Below are 17184 nucleotides of genomic sequence, written 5' to 3' on the forward strand. Positions count from 1 at the left end.
AAAAAATTAACCGTGTTTCTTCTTCGCGAAAATGACGCGCGCCAGAATGTTCAGCAACAGTACGCAAAGGGTAATGATCAGCACCCCGGCCCAGGCCAGCTGCTGCCATTCCGCGAATGGGCTCATCGCAAATTTAAAGATCGTCACCGGCAGGTTGGCGATCGGCTGCATCATGTCCGTGCTCCAGAACTGATTGGAGAGAGACGTAAACAGCAGCGGCGCCGTTTCACCCGCGATACGCGCCACCGCCAGCAGGATACCGGTCATGATCCCGGAGACGGACGCCTTCAGCGTAATCGCAGAGATCATCTTCCATTTCGGCGTACCCAGCGCATAAGCCGCTTCACGCAGGCTGTCCGGCACCAGTTTCAGCATGTTCTCGGTGGTTCGAATAACAATCGGCACCTGCAGCAGCGCCAGTGCAATCACACCCGCCCAGCCCGAGAAGTGTTCCATCTGCGCCACCACCACGGTGTAAACAAACAGACCCACGACGATAGAAGGAGCAGACAGCAGAATGTCGTTGATGAAGCGAATGACTTCCGCCAGCCAGGATTTACGACCGTATTCAGCCAGGTAGATACCCGCCATGATGCCCAGCGGCGTGCCGAAGACCGTCGCCCAGAGGATCAGCAAGCCGCTGCCCGCCAGGGCATTCGCCAGGCCACCACCCGCCGTGTTCGGCGGTGGCGTCATTTCGGTGAACAGCGACAGGGACATCCCGTCAATCCCGCGAACGACCGTCGAGAAGAGGATCCAGACCAGCCAGAACAGGCCGAACGCCATTGTCGCCATAGAGAGCGACAGGGCAATACGGTTTTTCATGCGGCGTCTGGCCTGCATTTTGCGGCGGGATTCCGCCAGTTCAGCGGTAGCTTGCATTTCGAGAGTTGCCATTAGCGTGCCCCCTCATTTTTAGCGAGGCGCATAATCATCAGCTTGGAAATCGCCAGAACAATGAAGGTGATAACGAACAGAATCAGACCCAGCTCCATCAGCGCCGCCACGTGCAGCCCGGATTCCGCTTCCGCAAATTCATTCGCCAGCGCCGAGGTAATACTGTTACCCGGCATGTAGAGCGACGCGCTGTCGAGCTGGTAGGTGTTACCGATGATAAAGGTGACCGCCATGGTTTCACCCAGCGCACGACCCAGGCCCAGCATCACGCCCCCGATCACCCCATTTTTGGTGAACGGAAGGACAATGCGCCAGATAACTTCCCAGGTGGTGCAGCCGATGCCGTAGGCCGACTCTTTCATCATCACCGGCGTTTGTTCGAAGACATCGCGCATAACCGCCGCAATGTAAGGAATAATCATGATGGCGAGGATCACACCTGCCGCCAGAATGCCGATACCGAAAGCCGGGCCAGAGAAAAGGGCACCCACAAACGGAATGGCGGAAAGCACGTTACCGACCGGTTCCTGGAAATACGTGGCGAACAGCGGAGCAAAGATGAACAGACCCCACATGCCGTAAACGATACTTGGAATGGCCGCCAGCAGTTCGATAGCAATACCCAGCGGGCGTCGCAGCCAACCCGGCGCCAGCTCCGTCAGGAACAGGGCAATACCAAAGCTCACCGGAACCGCAATCAGCAGGGCGATGAACGAGGTCATCAGCGTGCCGTAAATCGGCACCAGGGCACCGTAGATGTCGTTCGGCGCGTCCCACTCTTTGGTCCACAGGAAGGAAAAACCGAATTTCTGGATGCTCGGCCATGAGGAGAAAATCAGAGACACGATAATGCCGCCCAGCAGCAATAGCACAATCAGCGCAGCCAGTTTCACCAGCGCGCTGAAAATCATGTCACCTTTTTTACCCGGAGGGTTAAATGCAGGCTTGGTTGCAGCCATAAATTACTCTTCTGTTTGAGACGTTTTTACGAATATGCCCGGTGGCGCTGACGCTTACCGGGCCTACAGCTTAAACCGTAGGGCGGGTAAGCGCAGCGCCACCCGCCATCTTCGTTAAATATATCCTGTTAGTACAGCGCTTTACCGCTGCTGTCTTTCACGTTGGTTTTCCATGCAGCGCGAATCTGCTCAACCACATTGTCCGGCAGGGTGGCGTAATCCAGGGCGTTAGCCTGTTTGCCGCCGTTTTTATACGCCCAGTCGAAGAACTTCAGCACTTCGGCGCCCTGCTCAGGTTTCTTCTGCTCTTTGTGAACCAGGATGAAGGTGGTAGAGGTGATTGGCCACGCACCTTCGCCTTTCTGGTTAGTCAGATCCTGCGCGAAGGATTTGCTCCAGTCAGCGCCTTTCGCCGCGTTAGCAAAGTTCTCTTCGGTCGGGCTAACCGGTTTGCCGTCGGCTGAAACCAGTTTGGTGTAGGACAGGTTGTTCTGCTTGGCGTACGCATATTCTACGTAACCAATTGAGCCAGGCAGACGCTGTACGAATGCGGCGATACCGTCGTTACCTTTACCGCCCAGACCGGTTGGCCAGTTAACGGTAGAGCCGGAGCCGACTTTAGATTTCCACTCTTCGTTCACTTTTGCCAGGTAGCTGGTGAACACGAAAGAGGTACCGGAACCATCCGCGCGGCGAACCACGGCGATGTTCTGAGAAGGCAGCTTCAGGCCTGGGTTGAGTTTAGCGATCGCTTCGTCATCCCATTTTTTGATTTTGCCCAGGTAGATGTCACCCAGCGTTTTGCCGTCCAGCACCAGCTCACCCGACTTCACGCCCGGCAGGTTGATGGCCAGAACCACACCACCGATCACGGTAGGGAACTGGAACAGGCCTTCCTGAGCCAGTTTGTCATCAGACAGCGGAGCGTCTGATGCGCCGAAATCAACAGTGTTCGCGGTAATTTGTTTAACGCCACCGGAGGAGCCGATACCCTGATAGTTAACCTTGTTACCGGTTTCTTTCTGGTAGGTATCCGCCCATTTGGCATACACCGGCGCAGGGAAGGTTGCACCAGCGCCAGTCAGGCTTGCTTCTGCAAATACAGAGAACGCGCTCAGAGATAAGGTCGCGGCGACAACAGTTGCGACAGTGGTACGCATAACTTTCATAATGTCTCCTGCAAGATTTTCGTAAATCGTTGTTTAGTGGCTACGATGAGCAAAATAGGACAAACAGGTGACAGATAAATGTACGAATTATGACAGTTTTATGACAGCGTAAATTTCACTTAAAAATCAGCAAAAGAAAGCATATTTTTCATCGCGTTAGCCGCTTTTATGACAAGACGTTTTCTGAAATATTTTCTTTATGTGACACTGAAAAAAGTAGCTGAAGATGACAAAATGTCATTATTAAAAACGAGAAAGGATTGATTAAAAACAAGCCGGGCAGGATAAAAAGGCTCCACCCGAAGGTGGAGCCTGAAGGGATTATTCTACGGTAACCGATTTCGCCAGGTTACGCGGCTGGTCAACGTCGGTGCCTTTGATCAGCGCAACGTGATAGGCCAGAAGCTGCAGCGGAACGGTGTAGAAGATTGGTGCAATCACCTCTTCCACATGCGGCATCTCGATGATATGCATGTTGTCGTTGCTGACAAAACCGGCATCTTTGTCGGCGAAGACGTACAGAACGCCGCCGCGGGCGCGCACTTCTTCGATGTTAGACTTCAGTTTTTCCAGCAGTTCGTTGTTTGGTGCCACAACGATGACCGGCATATCCGCGTCAATCAGCGCCAGCGGGCCGTGCTTCAGCTCGCCAGCCGCATAGGCTTCAGCGTGAATGTAGGAGATCTCTTTCAGCTTCAGCGCGCCTTCCAGCGCAATCGGATACTGATCGCCACGACCCAGGAACAGGGCGTGATGTTTGTCAGAGAAATCTTCCGCCAGCGCTTCAATGCGTTTGTCCTGAGACAGCATCTGCTCAATACGACTCGGCAGCGCCTGCAGGCCGTGAACGATGTCGTGCTCAACGGACGCATCTTCACCTTTCAGACGCGCAAGCTTCGCCACCAGCATCAGCAGAACGGTCAGCTGAGTGGTAAACGCTTTGGTGGAGGCCACACCGATTTCTGTGCCCGCTTTGGTCATCAGCGCCAGATCGGACTCACGCACCAGCGATGAGCCAGGAACGTTACAGATAGCCAGCGAGCCCAGGTAACCCAGCTCTTTAGACAGACGCAGCGCTGCCAGCGTATCCGCCGTTTCGCCGGACTGGGAAAGGGTGATCATCAGGCTGTTACGACGCACCGCGGATTTGCGATAGCGGAATTCAGACGCGATTTCCACATCGCACGGCACGCCCGCCAGGGATTCAAACCAGTAGCGAGAAACCATACCGGAGTTGTAGGAGGTGCCGCAGGCCACGATCTGAATATGCTCGACCTTGCCGAGCAGTTCGTTCGCGTTTGCGCCCAGCTCGCTCAGATCCACTTCACCGTGGCTGATACGCCCGGTCAGCGTGTTTTTGATGGCGTTTGGCTGCTCGTAAATCTCTTTCTGCATGTAGTGACGGTAAGCGCCTTTGTCGCCCGCGTCGTACTGCAGATTCGATTCGATCTCCTGACGTTTCACCTGCTCGCCTTTGGTATCGAAGACGGTCACGCTGCGACGGGTCACTTCCGCGATATCACCCTCTTCGAGGAAGATAAAGCGACGAGTGACCGGCAGGAGCGCCAGCTGGTCAGAAGCGATGAAGTTTTCGCCCATACCCAGACCGATAACCATCGGGCTACCGGAACGCGCTGCCAGCAATGTGGACGGATCGCGGGAATCCATGATCACCGTACCGTACGCACCGCGCAGCTGAGGGATAGCACGCAGCACCGCATCACGCAGTGTACCGCCCTGCTCCAGCTCCCAGTGCACCAGGTGAGCAATCACTTCGGTGTCAGTTTCAGAGACGAAGGTGTAGCCGCGCGCTTTCAGTTCTTCGCGCAGCGGTTCGTGGTTTTCGATAATGCCGTTGTGCACGACCACGATGTGTTCAGACACATGCGGGTGCGCGTTACCTTCAGACGGTTCGCCGTGCGTCGCCCAGCGGGTGTGCGCAATACCGGTACCACCGTGCAGCGGATGTTCTTCCGCGGCCTGGGCCAGCATCTGCACTTTACCGAGACGACGCAGACGGGTCATATGACCTTCTGCATCGACGACAGCCAGACCGGCAGAGTCGTAACCACGGTATTCCAGACGACGTAAACCTTCGAGAAGGATTTCAGCAATATCACGCTGCGCAACTGCGCCAACAATTCCACACATAATTTTAGATTCCGAATTTAGGCATTATGCCTGCGTTGTCGCTGACCTGTATTTACCCTGCGTCTTTCACGCTGCGGCTGCGTTGGCTTCTCGTACTCGCCATGGGCGCTTACTTAAGTAAGCGCCCATGGACTCATACGCTTGCCGCCTTACCACAACGCGAAATCCTTTGGGTAACGCCCTTTCCGGGCACCCCGAGCCTTGTAGAGAGTGGGGTTATTTTTATGGGTACTGCTTGTGGGGGGAGGATTATATTATCCCCTCACCCCGGCCCTCTCCCCAAAGGGGCGAGGGAGAAAAACACCACACCGAACGATCCCCTCTCCCCTTTGAGGAGAGGGTTAGGGTGAGGGGTAAATCCGTTACTTTTTCTTCACCGGGCGTTTCCAGCCCTGCTTGCTGACCTGCGGCACGCGGCTTAACACCAGCTCGTTCTCGGCCACATCGCGCGTAACGGTTGTTCCGGCGGCGATAGTCACTCCGTTACCCACGGTAACAGGCGCCACCAGCTGCGTATCGGAGCCAACGAACACGTCGTCACCGATGATGGTTTTAAACTTATTCGCACCGTCATAGTTACAGGTAATAGTCCCTGCACCAATATTCACGTTATTGCCAATTTCCGCGTCGCCCAGATAGGTCAGATGACCGGCTTTCGAGCCTTTACCCAGACGCGCTTTTTTCATCTCCACGAAGTTACCCACGTGAGCGCCTTCCAGCAGCTCAGCGCCCGGGCGCAGACGCGCAAACGGGCCGATGGTACAGGCCGCATCCAGACGGGCATCTTCCACCACGCTATACGGGCTGATTTCGCAGTCGTCGCCGATGACGCTGTTTTTAATCACGCAGCCGGCGCCAATTTTGACGCGATTGCCCAGCGTGACGTGACCTTCGAGGATAACGTTCGTATCAATTTCAACGTCACGACCGTGAGATAACGAACCACGCAGATCGAAACGCGCCGGATCGCGCAGCATCACGCCCGCCAGCAGCAGTTTTTCGGCCTGCTCGGACTGATAAACGCGCTCCAGGCGGGAAAGCTGAAGACGGTTATTCACCCCTTCGGTTTCGCTGATGCGCGCCGGATGAACCGCCGCAATCTCACGTCCTTCCTGGTACGCCATCGCAATGATGTCGGTGATGTAGAATTCACCCTGTGCGTTGTTGTTGTTGAGCTGAGACAGCCAGCGCTTCATGTCCGCGCCATTGGCAATCAGAATACCGGTGTTGATCTCCTGAATCTGGCGCTGTTCGTCGCTGGCATCTTTATGCTCAACAATACCCGTGACGTTGCCGTTTTCACGGGTGATGCGGCCATAACCGCTTGGATCGTCCAGCACGACGGTCAACAAACCGATACCGCCCTGCGGTTTGGCTTCACGCAGGCGAGTCAGGGTTTCAACGGAGATCAGCGGGACATCGCCGTAGAGCATCAAAATGTCTTCGTCATCCGCAAAGAAAGGCGCAGCCTGCTGCATCGCATGGCCTGTGCCCAGCTGTTCGGCCTGAAGCACCCAGTTGAGCTTGTCATCGCTCAGCGTCTTTTTAAGCAGATCGCCGCCGTGGCCGTAGACCAGGTGGACCTGACCGGCACCCAGTTCGTTCGCTGCATCAATGACATGCTGCACCATTGGCTTTCCTGCAAGCGTGTGGAGCACCTTAGGCAGATCGGAATACATGCGGGTCCCTTTGCCAGCGGCAAGGATCACCACGCTCATCGCACTGTTTGACATACGCATCCTGACGGTAGTTTGAGTGTGAAGTAAAAACGTTTGATGCTTAAAATTCTACATCTTTTTCATCATGAATTAAGGCCGAAAAAAAAAAGCCAGCCTGGTATCCAGACTGGCTTTTGTGCTTTTCAAGCCGGTGTTACATCGCTTTTTTGGTCAACTCGATAACGCGCAGTTTCGCGATCGCTTTGGCCAGCTCCGCAGACGCCTGAGCGTAATCCACGTCACCATGAGAGCTGCTAATGTGCTCTTCAGCCTTACGCTTCGATTCCAGGGCTCGCGCTTCGTCGAGATCCTGTCCACGGATAGCGGTATCGGCCAGAACGGTCACACTGCCAGGCTGCACTTCAAGAATGCCGCCGGAGAGATAGATAAACTCTTCGTGACCGAACTGTTTAACGATGCGGATCATACCAGGCTTAATGGCGGTGAGCAGCGGTGCGTGACCCGGGAAAATACCCAGTTCACCTTCACTACCCGTTACCTGGATTTTCTCGACCAGACCAGAGAACATTTGTTGCTCTGCGCTGACGACGTCCAGGTGGTAAGTCATTGCCATATCACCCTCCGATTAAGGCGTTAAAGTTTTTTGGCTTTTTCCACGGCTTCGTCGATGGAACCAACCATGTAGAACGCCTGCTCCGGCAGGTGATCGTATTCGCCTTCCATGATGCCTTTAAAGCCACGGATGGTGTCTTTCAGGGAAACGTATTTACCCGGAGAACCGGTGAATACTTCCGCAACGAAGAACGGCTGGGACAGGAAGCGCTGGATCTTACGCGCACGTGCTACCACCAGTTTGTCTTCTTCAGACAGTTCATCCATACCCAGGATGGCGATGATGTCTTTCAGTTCCTGGTAACGCTGCAGCAGGGACTGTACGCCACGCGCGGTGTCGTAGTGTTCCTGACCAACAACCAGTGGATCCAACTGACGGCTGGTGGAGTCCAGCGGGTCAACGGCCGGGTAGATACCCAGAGACGCGATCTGACGGCTCAGTACCACGGTTGCATCTAAGTGCGCAAAGGTGGTTGCTGGAGATGGGTCAGTCAAGTCATCCGCAGGTACGTATACCGCCTGAACGGAGGTGATAGAACCGGTTTTGGTAGAGGTGATACGTTCCTGAAGAACACCCATCTCTTCCGCCAGCGTAGGCTGATAACCTACCGCTGAAGGCATACGACCCAGCAGTGCAGATACTTCCGTACCGGCCAGGGTGTAACGATAGATGTTATCAACGAACAGCAGAACGTCACGGCCTTCGTCACGGAACTTCTCAGCCATCGTCAGACCGGTCAGCGCAACGCGCAGACGGTTTCCAGGTGGCTCGTTCATCTGGCCGTAAACCAGGGATACTTTGTCCAGAACGTTGGAGTCGGTCATTTCGTGGTAGAAGTCGTTACCCTCACGAGTACGTTCACCTACGCCCGCAAACACGGAGTAACCGGAGTGCTCGATCGCGATGTTACGGATCAGCTCCATCATGTTTACGGTTTTACCAACACCCGCACCACCGAACAGACCGACTTTACCGCCCTTCGCGAACGGACACATCAGGTCGATAACTTTGATACCGGTTTCCAGCAGTTCCTGAGAGCTGGACAGCTCTTCGTAGGAAGGTGCCGCGCGGTGGATAGCCCAACGCTCTTCTTCACCGATGTCGCCTTTCATGTCGATTGGCTGACCCAATACGTTCATGATACGACCCAGTGTTGCTTTACCTACCGGGACTTCGATCGGGTGCTCAAGGTCTTTTACTTCCAGACCACGACGCAGACCGTCGGAAGAACCCATAGCGATGGTACGCACGATACCGCCGCCGAGCTGCTGCTGAACTTCCAGCACCAGGCTCTCGTTACCATTCTGTACCTCAAGCGCGTCGTACACGCGTGGTACGGCGTCCTGAGGGAACTCGACGTCCACCACGGCGCCGATTACCTGGACAATCTTTCCAGTAGCCATCTTGAATCCTCTACGTAATTCGTAAACCTGGTTAAACCGCGGCGGCCCCCGAGACGATCTCGGTGAGTTCCTGAGTAATGCTGGCCTGACGAGCTTTGTTGTAAACCAACTGCAGCTCTTTAATCAGGCTGCCGCCATTATCGGTCGCGGCTTTCATCGCCACCATTCGTGCGGCCTGCTCGCTGGCCAGGTTTTCTACAACGCCCTGATAAACCTGAGATTCAACGTAACGACGCAGCAGGGTATCCAGCAGCGGTTTCGGATCGGGTTCATACAGGTAATCCCAGGCTTTTTGCTTCAGCTCGTCATCTTCTGATGCCGGTAATGGCAGCATCTGAGTGAGCGTTGGAACCTGAGACATGGTGTTAATGAATTTGTTGCTGACAACGTACAGTCTGTCCAGACGGCCTTCATCATAGGCCTGCAACATCACTTTAACCGGGCCGATCAGTTCGGACAGGGACGGGTTATCACCCATACCTGTCACCTGAGCGACAATGTTGCCACCAACGGAGTTAAAGAAAGAGACGCCTTTAGAGCCGATCATTGCGATATCGCACTGAACGCCTTTTTCAGACCATGCTTTCATATCCGCCAGCAGTTTTTTGAACAGGTTAATGTTCAAGCCGCCACACAGACCACGGTCGGTCGACACCACCAGGTAGCCCACGCGCTTAACGTCGCGTTCTTCCAGGTAAGGGTGCTTATATTCCAGATTACCGTTCGCAAGGTGACCAATCACTTTGCGCATGGTTTCTGCATAAGGACGGCTGGCCGCCATGCGATCCTGCGATTTACGCATTTTGGAAGCGGCGACCATCTCCATCGCTTTAGTGATCTTTTGCGTGTTCTGGACGCTTGCGATCTTACTACGTATCTCTTTTGCGCCGGCCATGAGCTTCTCCTCAATGCCAGGCGGCTTGTCCTGAGACAAGCCGCCGGACGATTACCAGGATTGGGTTGCTTTGAAGGAATCGAGGATAGCTTTCAGCTTGCCTTCGATTTCGTCGTTATAGCCACCGGTCTGGTTGATCTCTTGCATCAGCGGAGCGTGATCACGGTCAACGTAAGCCAGCAGAGCGGCTTCGAAGCTACCGATTTTCGCCAGTTCCACATCTTCGAGGTAACCGCGTTCAGCCGCGAACAGTACCAGGCCCTGCTGAGCAACAGACATTGGTGCGTACTGTTTCTGCTTCAGCAGCTCGGTCACTTTCTGACCGTGGCTCAGCTGTTTACGGGTTGCTTCGTCCAGATCGGATGCGAACTGAGAGAACGCAGCCAGTTCACGATACTGTGCCAGCGCGGTACGGATACCACCGGACAGTTTCTTGATGATCTTGGTCTGAGCAGCACCACCAACACGGGATACGGAGATACCCGGGTTAACCGCCGGACGGATACCGGAGTTAAACAGGTTGGTTTCCAGGAAGATCTGACCATCGGTAATGGAGATTACGTTAGTCGGAACGAACGCAGAAACGTCACCCGCCTGGGTTTCAATGATCGGCAGAGCGGTCAGAGAGCCCGTTTTACCCTTCACTTCACCTTTGGTGAAGTTCTCGACGTATTCCGCGTTAACGCGGGAAGCACGCTCCAGCAGACGAGAGTGGAGGTAGAATACGTCGCCAGGGAACGCTTCACGTCCAGGTGGACGACGGAGCAGCAGGGAAACCTGACGATAAGCAACAGCCTGTTTAGACAGGTCATCGTATACGATCAGTGCATCTTCACCGCGGTCACGGAAGTATTCGCCCATTGCGCAACCGGCATATGGCGCCAGGTATTGCAGTGCAGCAGATTCAGACGCGGTTGCTACCACAACGATGGTGTTAGACAGTGCGCCGTGCTCTTCCAGTTTACGAACCACGTTAGAAATGGTGGACGCTTTCTGGCCGATAGCCACGTACACACATTTGATGCCGGAGTCACGCTGGTTGATGATGGCGTCGATAGCCATCGCGGTTTTACCGGTCTGACGGTCACCGATGATCAGTTCACGCTGACCACGACCGATTGGGATCATGGCATCAACGGACTTATAACCTGTCTGAACAGGCTGATCTACGGACTGACGGTCGATAACGCCTGGTGCGATAACTTCGATTGGGGAGAAGCCATCGTGCTCAACCGGACCTTTACCGTCGATTGGCGCACCCAGGGTGTTAACAACGCGACCCAGCAGGCCACGGCCAACCGGCACTTCCAGAATACGGCCAGTACACTTAACCTTCATGCCTTCGGCGAGGTCAGCGTATGGACCCATCACAACTGCACCTACGGAGTCGCGCTCCAGGTTCAGTGCGATAGCGTAACGGTTACCCGGCAGGGAAATCATCTCACCCTGCATACAATCGGCCAGGCCGTGGATGCGGATAACACCGTCACTTACAGAAACAATAGTACCTTCGTTGTGAGCTTCACTCACAACACTGAACTGAGCAATGCGCTGCTTGATCAGTTCGCTGATTTCGGTGGAATTCAGTTGCATGCTCCAGTCCCCTTAAGACTGCAAGACGTCTGCAAGGCGTTCAAGACGGCCGCGTACGCTGCCATCAATGACCATATCACCCGAACGGATGATTACGCCTGCCATTACAGACTTATCGATTTTGCAATTCAGCTTAACTTTGCGTGACAGACGTTTTTCCATCGCGGCGGTGATTTTCGCAAGCTGTTCATTACTCAGTTCAGTCGCAGAAGTCACTTCGACTTCAGCGGTTGCTTCACTAAGGGCACGTAAGTGCTCAAACTGCTCGAGAACATCCGGGAGCACACGGAGACGACCATTTTCTGCCATCACCTTAATCAGGTTCTGGCCGTTGGCATCCAGTTGCTCTCCGCACACGGCGATAAACGACGCGGCGAGAGTTTCAGGTGCTAACGCACCGGAAAGCAACTCAGCCATTTGTTCGTTTTTCGTCACCTCAGCGGCAAACGCCAGCATATCCTGCCAGCGATCGACATTTTGGTGTTCGACAGCAAAGTCAAAAGCTGCTTTGGCGTAGGGGCGAGCTACCGTAACAAATTCAGACATCAGCCCCTCCCTCCTTACAGTTCAGCGACAAGTTTGTCCACGATGTCGCTGTTAGCAGCTTCATCCACGGAACGTTCGATGATCTTCTCGGCGCCAGCAACAGCCAGAATCGCAACCTGCTTACGCAGTTCTTCACGAGCACGTTTACGCTCAGCATCAATTTCTGCCTGAGCCTGTGTCACGATCTTAGTACGTTCCTGTTCTGCTTCAGCTTTGGCTTCGTCCAGGATCTGAGAACGGCGTTTGTTAGCCTGTTCAATGATTACCTGAGCTTCAGCTTTCGCTTTTTTCAGCTGGTCTGTCGCGTTGGCCTGTGCAAGGTCCAAATCTTTCTTAGCGCGTTCTGCGGAAGCCAGACCGTCAGCAATTTCTTTCTGACGTTTTTCGATGGCAGCCATTAAAGGCGGCCATACATACTTCATGCAGAACCAGACAAAGAGAATAAACGCGATGGCCTGGCCGAGGATTGTTGCGTTCATGTTCACAGCACAATACCTCTTTAATTTCTGTGGCTTAGGGTTTTAAAACTACTACTACGCGACAGCAAACATCACGTACAGACCCAGACCTACAGCGATCATTGGGATAGCATCCACCAGACCCATAACGATAAAGAACTGAGTACGCAGCAGAGGAATCAGATCAGGTTGACGCGCTGCGCCTTCCAGGAATTTGCCCCCGAGGATGCCGATACCGATCGCAGCACCGATAGCCGCCAGACCCATCATCACAGCGGCAGCCATGTACAGCAGATCCATATTCAGGTTTTCCATGACAGTCTCCAGTTTGTTTCAATTAAAACGTAGTAGTGTTGGTAAAAAATCAGTGCTCTTCAGACGCCATCGACAGATAGACGATCGTCAGAACCATGAAGATAAAGGCTTGCAGCGTAATGATCAGGATGTGGAAAATGGCCCATGGCACATTAAGAATCCACTGTGACCACCACGGCAGAAGACCCGCGATCAGAATGAAAATCAGCTCACCCGCATACATGTTGCCGAACAGTCGCAGACCCAGTGAAACAGGTTTGGACAGCAGGCTAACGCCTTCCAGGATCAGGTTGACCGGAATAAACGCCCAGTGGTTGAACGGCTGCAAGGTAAGCTCTTTCACAAAGCCGCTTACGCCTTTCATTTTGATGCTGTAGAAAAGAATCAGGATAAATACGCCCAGCGCCATCGACAGGGTGATGTTCACGTCCGCAGACGGTACAACACGCAGCGCTGGCAGACCGAAGATGTGCTCGCCGATAAACGGCAGCAGATCGATTGGCAGCAGGTCCATCAGATTCATCAGGAAGACCCAAACGAACACGGTCAGGGCCAGCGGAGCAATCAGCTTGCTCTTACCATGGTACATGTCTTTGACGCTGCCATGGACGAAGCCGATGATCATTTCGATGAATGTCTGGAATTTCCCTGGTACACCGCTGGTCGCTCGTTTAGCAACACCGCGGAACATGGCCAGGAACAGAAGACCCAAAACCACCGAGAAGAACATGGAGTCGATGTTGATCGTCCAGAAGGTGGCCGGGGGGTTATGTGGATCCACCAGCGAGAATGTACGCAGGTCCAGCTGAAGGTTATTCAGATGGTGACCTATGTAATCCTGCGGCGTCATATTTTCTGAAGCCATGATGCCTTTTACCCTTTGTTATTGATTACAGCTGGAGCCAGAACTTGTACCACCAGCACCAAAACCCACGTTGCTATCAGCGGCATGAAGACCACTTTCAAAACCGCCAGCGCCATCACCAGTAGAGCAAAGGTCAGCAACACCTTACACACTTCGCCGAGGGCGAAGGACCAGGCCACGCGGCCTTTGGCAGGTGTATGCGCCTGATGACGCCAGGCAAAAATCATAAACAACACGTTTGGCAGCACAACCGCCAAACCCCCGCACACGGCGGAGATGCCCCAGAAGGGGTCTTTGAGGCTAAACAGCAGTCCACTTGCTATCACAGCCAGAAACTGAATGAACAGAAGCTTACGAGCAACGTTTCTACTCAAGAGCGACACAGACATCACGTTTTTACTCCTGCTCCCTTCGAGGTATGCCGCGTGTCGTATAAAACGTCCTTTAAGGCTCAGAGTCAAGCATCAAAAAGCGGTCAAATTATACGGTGCGCACCCGTGATTTCAAACATTAAGTAGCGAAAAGGTGAATAAATGTTTAAATATTTTTCCCCACCGCTATTTTTTAACTTTCGCTGAAAGCGTCAACCTTCGACCAAAACTGCAAACAGCGCGAAAACGTTGGCGATAAAGCGTGCACGAGATCACAAAACACACATTTGCGATAAGGTTGTATTTATCAAAGGCGCAAATCGCGCAAATTTATCTTTATGAAATTAAACGCAAAATGTCGTAACTATTTTCAAAACAGCCCAGTACACAATAAAAACGTTTTATTGACATTCTTAATAAATAATTAACATTGCGTTCTGGTTACTGCCTTCCACTTTTAGCAGACTTATATTTTCACAGATGACTATCTTCTCGGTGAATAAAAGTCGCCAGGTTAACCATAAGAAAAACCTTAGTGAAAAAGAGGTTAAAAGACCGCCGGTAAATCCTCTGTATTTGTGCTGTTTTTTAACATGCGAAGAACAGCACAAATTCCACATTTTTTATTAATTTTTTAAAAATTGTTTGGCTTAATTATCACCAGATGACGCTCCCCATCGAGCTGAGGAATGTGTAATTTCTCGATGAATTCAACAGCAAAACCGTCCGGGAGCTGTTCAATCTCATCGCCTGGCAACTGCCCTTTCAGCGCATAAAAGCGGCCGTTCTCCGCAGGTAAGTGTTTGCACCAGCTCACCATATCGTTGAGCGAAGCAAATGCACGGCTGATAACCCCGTCAAACGGCGGCTCTGCCGGGAACTCCTCTACCCTGCTCTGCACGGGCGTGATGTTTTCAAGCTTCAGCTCATGCTGTACCTGACGTAAAAAGCGCACGCGCTTGCCGAGGCTGTCCAGTAGCGTGAAGTGGCTTTCAGGGCGAACAATCGACAGCGGAACGCCCGGTAAACCCGGTCCCGTCCCCACGTCGATAAAACGCTCACCTTTCAGCCAGGGGGCAACCACGATGCTATCGAGAATATGGCGTACCAGCATCTCGTTGGGGTCACGTACTGAGGTCAGGTTGTACGCTTTGTTCCATTTGTTCAGCATATCGACATAGGCCACCAGCTGATTTTTCTGGTGATCGGTGAGCGAAATACCTGCCTGATCCAGCAGACGAGAGAGTTTGTTGAGCACGGTGAATACCTGTTGGAAAACTTAGATGGCGGGTGGCGCTTCGCTTACCCGCCCTACGGGTTCATCAGGCCCGGTAAGCGCAGCGCCACCGGACAATGTTCTGGCATTATGCGCTGCGGCGCAGCATGCCCTGCTTTTTCAGCCAGACCAGGAGAATGGAAATCGCCGCAGGCGTGACGCCGGAGATACGGGATGCCTGGCCGATCGATACCGGTTTGTGATCGTTCAGCTTGGCGATCACTTCGTTGGAAAGGCCCGTCACCTGGCGGTAGTCCAGCATTTCCGGCAGCAGCGTGTTTTCGTTACGCTGCTGTTTTTCGATCTCATCCTGCTGACGCGCGATGTAACCTTCGTACTTCACCTGGATCTCAACCTGCTCTGCTGCTTCAGCGTCTTCCAGGCCCGGCGCGAACGCGGTCAGTTTGACCAGGTTCTCGTAGGTGACTTCAGGACGGCGCAGCAAATCTTCCCCGCTGGCTTCGCGCGACAGCGGCGCTGTTAAGTGAGCGTTTACTTCGGCAGCGGTTTCCGCCTGCGGATTCACCCAGGTGGTTTTCAGGCGCTGACGTTCCTGTTCAATGCGCTCCAGCTTTTCGTTGAAGCGCGCCCAGCGCTCGTCATCGACCAGACCCAGCTCGCGGCCCATTTCGGTCAGACGCAGGTCGGCGTTATCTTCACGCAGCATCAGGCGATATTCCGCGCGAGAGGTAAACATACGGTACGGCTCTTTGGTACCCAGCGTGCAGAGATCGTCAACCAGCACGCCCAGATACGCCTGAGAACGGCCTGGTGCCCAGCCCTCTTTCTCAGCAGAGAAGCGTGCGGCGTTCAGACCGGCAAGCAGGCCCTGTGCAGCCGCTTCTTCGTAGCCGGTAGTGCCGTTAATCTGCCCCGCGAAGAACAGACCGTGGATGAATTTGCTTTCCAGGGTTGGCTTCAGGTCGCGCGGATCGAAGAAATCGTACTCAATAGCGTAGCCGGGACGAACGATTTTCGCATTCTCCATCCCCTGCATTGAGCGAACAATTTGCATCTGTACATCGAACGGCAGGCTGGTGGAGATGCCGTTCGGGTAAATTTCGTTTGAGGTTAGTCCTTCCGGCTCCAGGAAGATCTGGTGCTGGTTACGATCGGCGAAGCGCATCACTTTGTCTTCGATCGACGGACAGTAGCGTGGGCCGATCCCTTCGATCACGCCAGCATACATAGGGCTGCGATCGAGGTTATTGCGGATTACGTCATGGGTTTTCTCGTTGGTATGCGTGATGTAGCACGGTACCTGCTGAGGATGCTGTGCCGCATTGCCCATGAACGAGAACACCGGCATGGGGTTATCACCGTGCTGTTGCGCCAGCACGCTGAAATCAATGGTGCGCGCATCAATACGCGGCGGCGTACCGGTTTTCAGGCGGCTGACGCGCAGCGGCAGTTCACGCAGACGGCGAGACAGTGGAATAGACGGCGGATCGCCGGCACGGCCACCGCTGTAGTTATCCAGACCGATATGAATTTTACCGTCCAGGAAGGTGCCCACGGTCAGCACCACGGCTTTCGCGCGGAACTTGAGGCCCATCTGGGTCACGGCGCCCACGACGCGATCGCTCTCAACGATAAGATCTTCAACCGCCTGCTGGAAGATCATCAGGTTCGGCTGGTTCTCCAGGGCGGTACGCACAGCCTGACGGTAAAGCACGCGGTCTGCCTGGGCACGGGTCGCACGCACAGCGGGACCTTTACTCGCGTTTAGTATCCTAAACTGGATGCCAGCATGATCGATCGCTTTCGCCATCAGGCCGCCAAGTGCATCCACTTCTTTTACCAGGTGTCCTTTCCCAATGCCGCCAATCGCCGGATTACAGGACATTTGTCCCAGCGTGTCGATATTGTGTGTCAAAAGCAGGGTCTGCTGACCCATACGCGCTGCGGCCATTGCGGCCTCAGTGCCTGCATGACCCCCGCCAATGATGATGACGTCAAAAGGATCCTGATAAAACATGGTGGTCTGCCTCGCG

General features: G+C 53.9%; 16 protein-coding genes. All 16 read right to left on the reverse strand.

What is annotated here, in order from left to right; genetic code table 11:
• Window positions 1-6: 6 nt before the first annotated feature.
• Window positions 7-897, reverse strand: coding sequence for a phosphate ABC transporter permease PstA (pstA, locus tag QMN93_RS17315; RefSeq protein ID WP_023309794.1), 891 nt, complete (start codon window positions 895-897; stop codon window positions 7-9).
• Window positions 897-1856: a phosphate ABC transporter permease PstC gene (pstC, locus tag QMN93_RS17320; RefSeq protein ID WP_024907883.1), complete on the reverse strand. Its 960-nt coding sequence runs from the start codon at window positions 1854-1856 to the stop codon at window positions 897-899. Before pstC ends, pstA begins: the two co-directional genes overlap by 1 nt.
• A 128-nt stretch (window positions 1857-1984) precedes the next feature.
• Complete coding sequence (gene pstS / locus QMN93_RS17325) at window positions 1985-3025, reverse strand: phosphate ABC transporter substrate-binding protein PstS (protein WP_008500186.1); 1041 nt, start codon at window positions 3023-3025, stop codon at window positions 1985-1987.
• 321 nt (window positions 3026-3346) lie between these two features.
• Complete coding sequence (glmS, locus tag QMN93_RS17330; RefSeq protein WP_023309792.1) at window positions 3347-5176, reverse strand: glutamine--fructose-6-phosphate transaminase (isomerizing); 1830 nt, start codon at window positions 5174-5176, stop codon at window positions 3347-3349.
• A gap of 362 nt (window positions 5177-5538) precedes the next feature.
• Entirely contained in the window at window positions 5539-6909 is a 1371-nt protein-coding gene (gene glmU, locus QMN93_RS17335) for a bifunctional UDP-N-acetylglucosamine diphosphorylase/glucosamine-1-phosphate N-acetyltransferase GlmU (protein WP_048976513.1), read from the reverse strand.
• Between the two features lie 139 nt (window positions 6910-7048).
• A complete protein-coding gene (locus tag QMN93_RS17340) occupies window positions 7049-7468 on the reverse strand; it encodes a F0F1 ATP synthase subunit epsilon (protein ID WP_006177560.1) in 420 nt (139 codons plus the stop codon).
• Window positions 7469-7488: 20 nt separating this feature from the next.
• Window positions 7489-8871 (reverse strand): F0F1 ATP synthase subunit beta, encoded by a 1383-nt coding sequence (atpD, locus tag QMN93_RS17345; protein ID WP_006177559.1) that lies wholly within the window; start codon window positions 8869-8871, stop codon window positions 7489-7491.
• Window positions 8872-8902: 31 nt separating this feature from the next.
• Window positions 8903-9766 carry a F0F1 ATP synthase subunit gamma gene (gene atpG, locus QMN93_RS17350; protein ID WP_008500191.1) on the reverse strand — a complete coding sequence of 288 codons (864 nt, stop codon included), beginning with the start codon at window positions 9764-9766 and terminating at the stop codon, window positions 8903-8905.
• 51 nt (window positions 9767-9817) lie between these two features.
• On the reverse strand, window positions 9818-11359 hold the full coding sequence (gene atpA, locus QMN93_RS17355; RefSeq protein ID WP_006808751.1) for a F0F1 ATP synthase subunit alpha: 1542 nt from the start codon (window positions 11357-11359) through the stop codon (window positions 9818-9820).
• A gap of 12 nt (window positions 11360-11371) precedes the next feature.
• The gene (gene atpH, locus QMN93_RS17360) at window positions 11372-11905 is read right to left on the reverse strand and encodes a F0F1 ATP synthase subunit delta (protein WP_023309790.1); all 534 of its coding nucleotides are present in this window, start codon (window positions 11903-11905) and stop codon (window positions 11372-11374) included.
• Between the two features lie 14 nt (window positions 11906-11919).
• Entirely contained in the window at window positions 11920-12390 is a 471-nt protein-coding gene (gene atpF / locus QMN93_RS17365; protein WP_014072436.1) for a F0F1 ATP synthase subunit B, read from the reverse strand.
• A gap of 48 nt (window positions 12391-12438) precedes the next feature.
• Window positions 12439-12678: a F0F1 ATP synthase subunit C gene (atpE, locus tag QMN93_RS17370; protein WP_000429386.1), complete on the reverse strand. Its 240-nt coding sequence runs from the start codon at window positions 12676-12678 to the stop codon at window positions 12439-12441.
• Between the two features lie 49 nt (window positions 12679-12727).
• Window positions 12728-13543 carry a F0F1 ATP synthase subunit A gene (gene atpB / locus QMN93_RS17375; protein WP_023309789.1) on the reverse strand — a complete coding sequence of 272 codons (816 nt, stop codon included), beginning with the start codon at window positions 13541-13543 and terminating at the stop codon, window positions 12728-12730.
• Between the two features lie 8 nt (window positions 13544-13551).
• On the reverse strand, window positions 13552-13932 hold the full coding sequence (gene atpI / locus QMN93_RS17380; protein ID WP_008500194.1) for a F0F1 ATP synthase subunit I: 381 nt from the start codon (window positions 13930-13932) through the stop codon (window positions 13552-13554).
• A 616-nt stretch (window positions 13933-14548) separates the two neighbouring features.
• Window positions 14549-15172 carry a 16S rRNA (guanine(527)-N(7))-methyltransferase RsmG gene (gene rsmG, locus QMN93_RS17385; RefSeq protein ID WP_182382857.1) on the reverse strand — a complete coding sequence of 208 codons (624 nt, stop codon included), beginning with the start codon at window positions 15170-15172 and terminating at the stop codon, window positions 14549-14551.
• A gap of 106 nt (window positions 15173-15278) precedes the next feature.
• A complete protein-coding gene (gene mnmG / locus QMN93_RS17390; RefSeq protein ID WP_323619859.1) occupies window positions 15279-17168 on the reverse strand; it encodes a tRNA uridine-5-carboxymethylaminomethyl(34) synthesis enzyme MnmG in 1890 nt (629 codons plus the stop codon).
• Between the last annotated feature and the right edge of the window lie 16 nt (window positions 17169-17184).

It is taken from the genome of Enterobacter sp. R-1.6.2, assembly GCF_035064085.1.
In the GTDB taxonomy this organism is placed as follows: Bacteria; Pseudomonadota; Gammaproteobacteria; order Enterobacterales; family Enterobacteriaceae; genus Enterobacter; species Enterobacter asburiae_B.

What these genes read in the sequence shown, in the direction of transcription:
- glmS (WP_023309792.1), bottom strand. Translation starts at nt 5,176, where the DNA reads ATGTGTGGAATTGTTGGCGCAGTTGCGCAGCGTGATATTGCTGAAATC.
- atpH (WP_023309790.1), bottom strand. Translation starts at nt 11,905, where the DNA reads ATGTCTGAATTTGTTACGGTAGCTCGCCCCTACGCCAAAGCAGCTTTT.
- glmU (WP_048976513.1), bottom strand. Translation starts at nt 6,909, where the DNA reads ATGTCAAACAGTGCGATGAGCGTGGTGATCCTTGCCGCTGGCAAAGGG.
- atpG (WP_008500191.1), bottom strand. Translation starts at nt 9,766, where the DNA reads ATGGCCGGCGCAAAAGAGATACGTAGTAAGATCGCAAGCGTCCAGAAC.
- atpA (WP_006808751.1), bottom strand. Translation starts at nt 11,359, where the DNA reads ATGCAACTGAATTCCACCGAAATCAGCGAACTGATCAAGCAGCGCATT.
- QMN93_RS17340 (WP_006177560.1), bottom strand. Translation starts at nt 7,468, where the DNA reads ATGGCAATGACTTACCACCTGGACGTCGTCAGCGCAGAGCAACAAATG.
- pstC (WP_024907883.1), bottom strand. Translation starts at nt 1,856, where the DNA reads ATGGCTGCAACCAAGCCTGCATTTAACCCTCCGGGTAAAAAAGGTGAC.
- pstA (WP_023309794.1), bottom strand. Translation starts at nt 897, where the DNA reads ATGGCAACTCTCGAAATGCAAGCTACCGCTGAACTGGCGGAATCCCGC.
- mnmG (WP_323619859.1), bottom strand. Translation starts at nt 17,168, where the DNA reads ATGTTTTATCAGGATCCTTTTGACGTCATCATCATTGGCGGGGGTCAT.
- pstS (WP_008500186.1), bottom strand. Translation starts at nt 3,025, where the DNA reads ATGAAAGTTATGCGTACCACTGTCGCAACTGTTGTCGCCGCGACCTTA.
- atpI (WP_008500194.1), bottom strand. Translation starts at nt 13,932, where the DNA reads ATGTCTGTGTCGCTCTTGAGTAGAAACGTTGCTCGTAAGCTTCTGTTC.
- atpB (WP_023309789.1), bottom strand. Translation starts at nt 13,543, where the DNA reads ATGGCTTCAGAAAATATGACGCCGCAGGATTACATAGGTCACCATCTG.
- atpE (WP_000429386.1), bottom strand. Translation starts at nt 12,678, where the DNA reads ATGGAAAACCTGAATATGGATCTGCTGTACATGGCTGCCGCTGTGATG.
- atpD (WP_006177559.1), bottom strand. Translation starts at nt 8,871, where the DNA reads ATGGCTACTGGAAAGATTGTCCAGGTAATCGGCGCCGTGGTGGACGTC.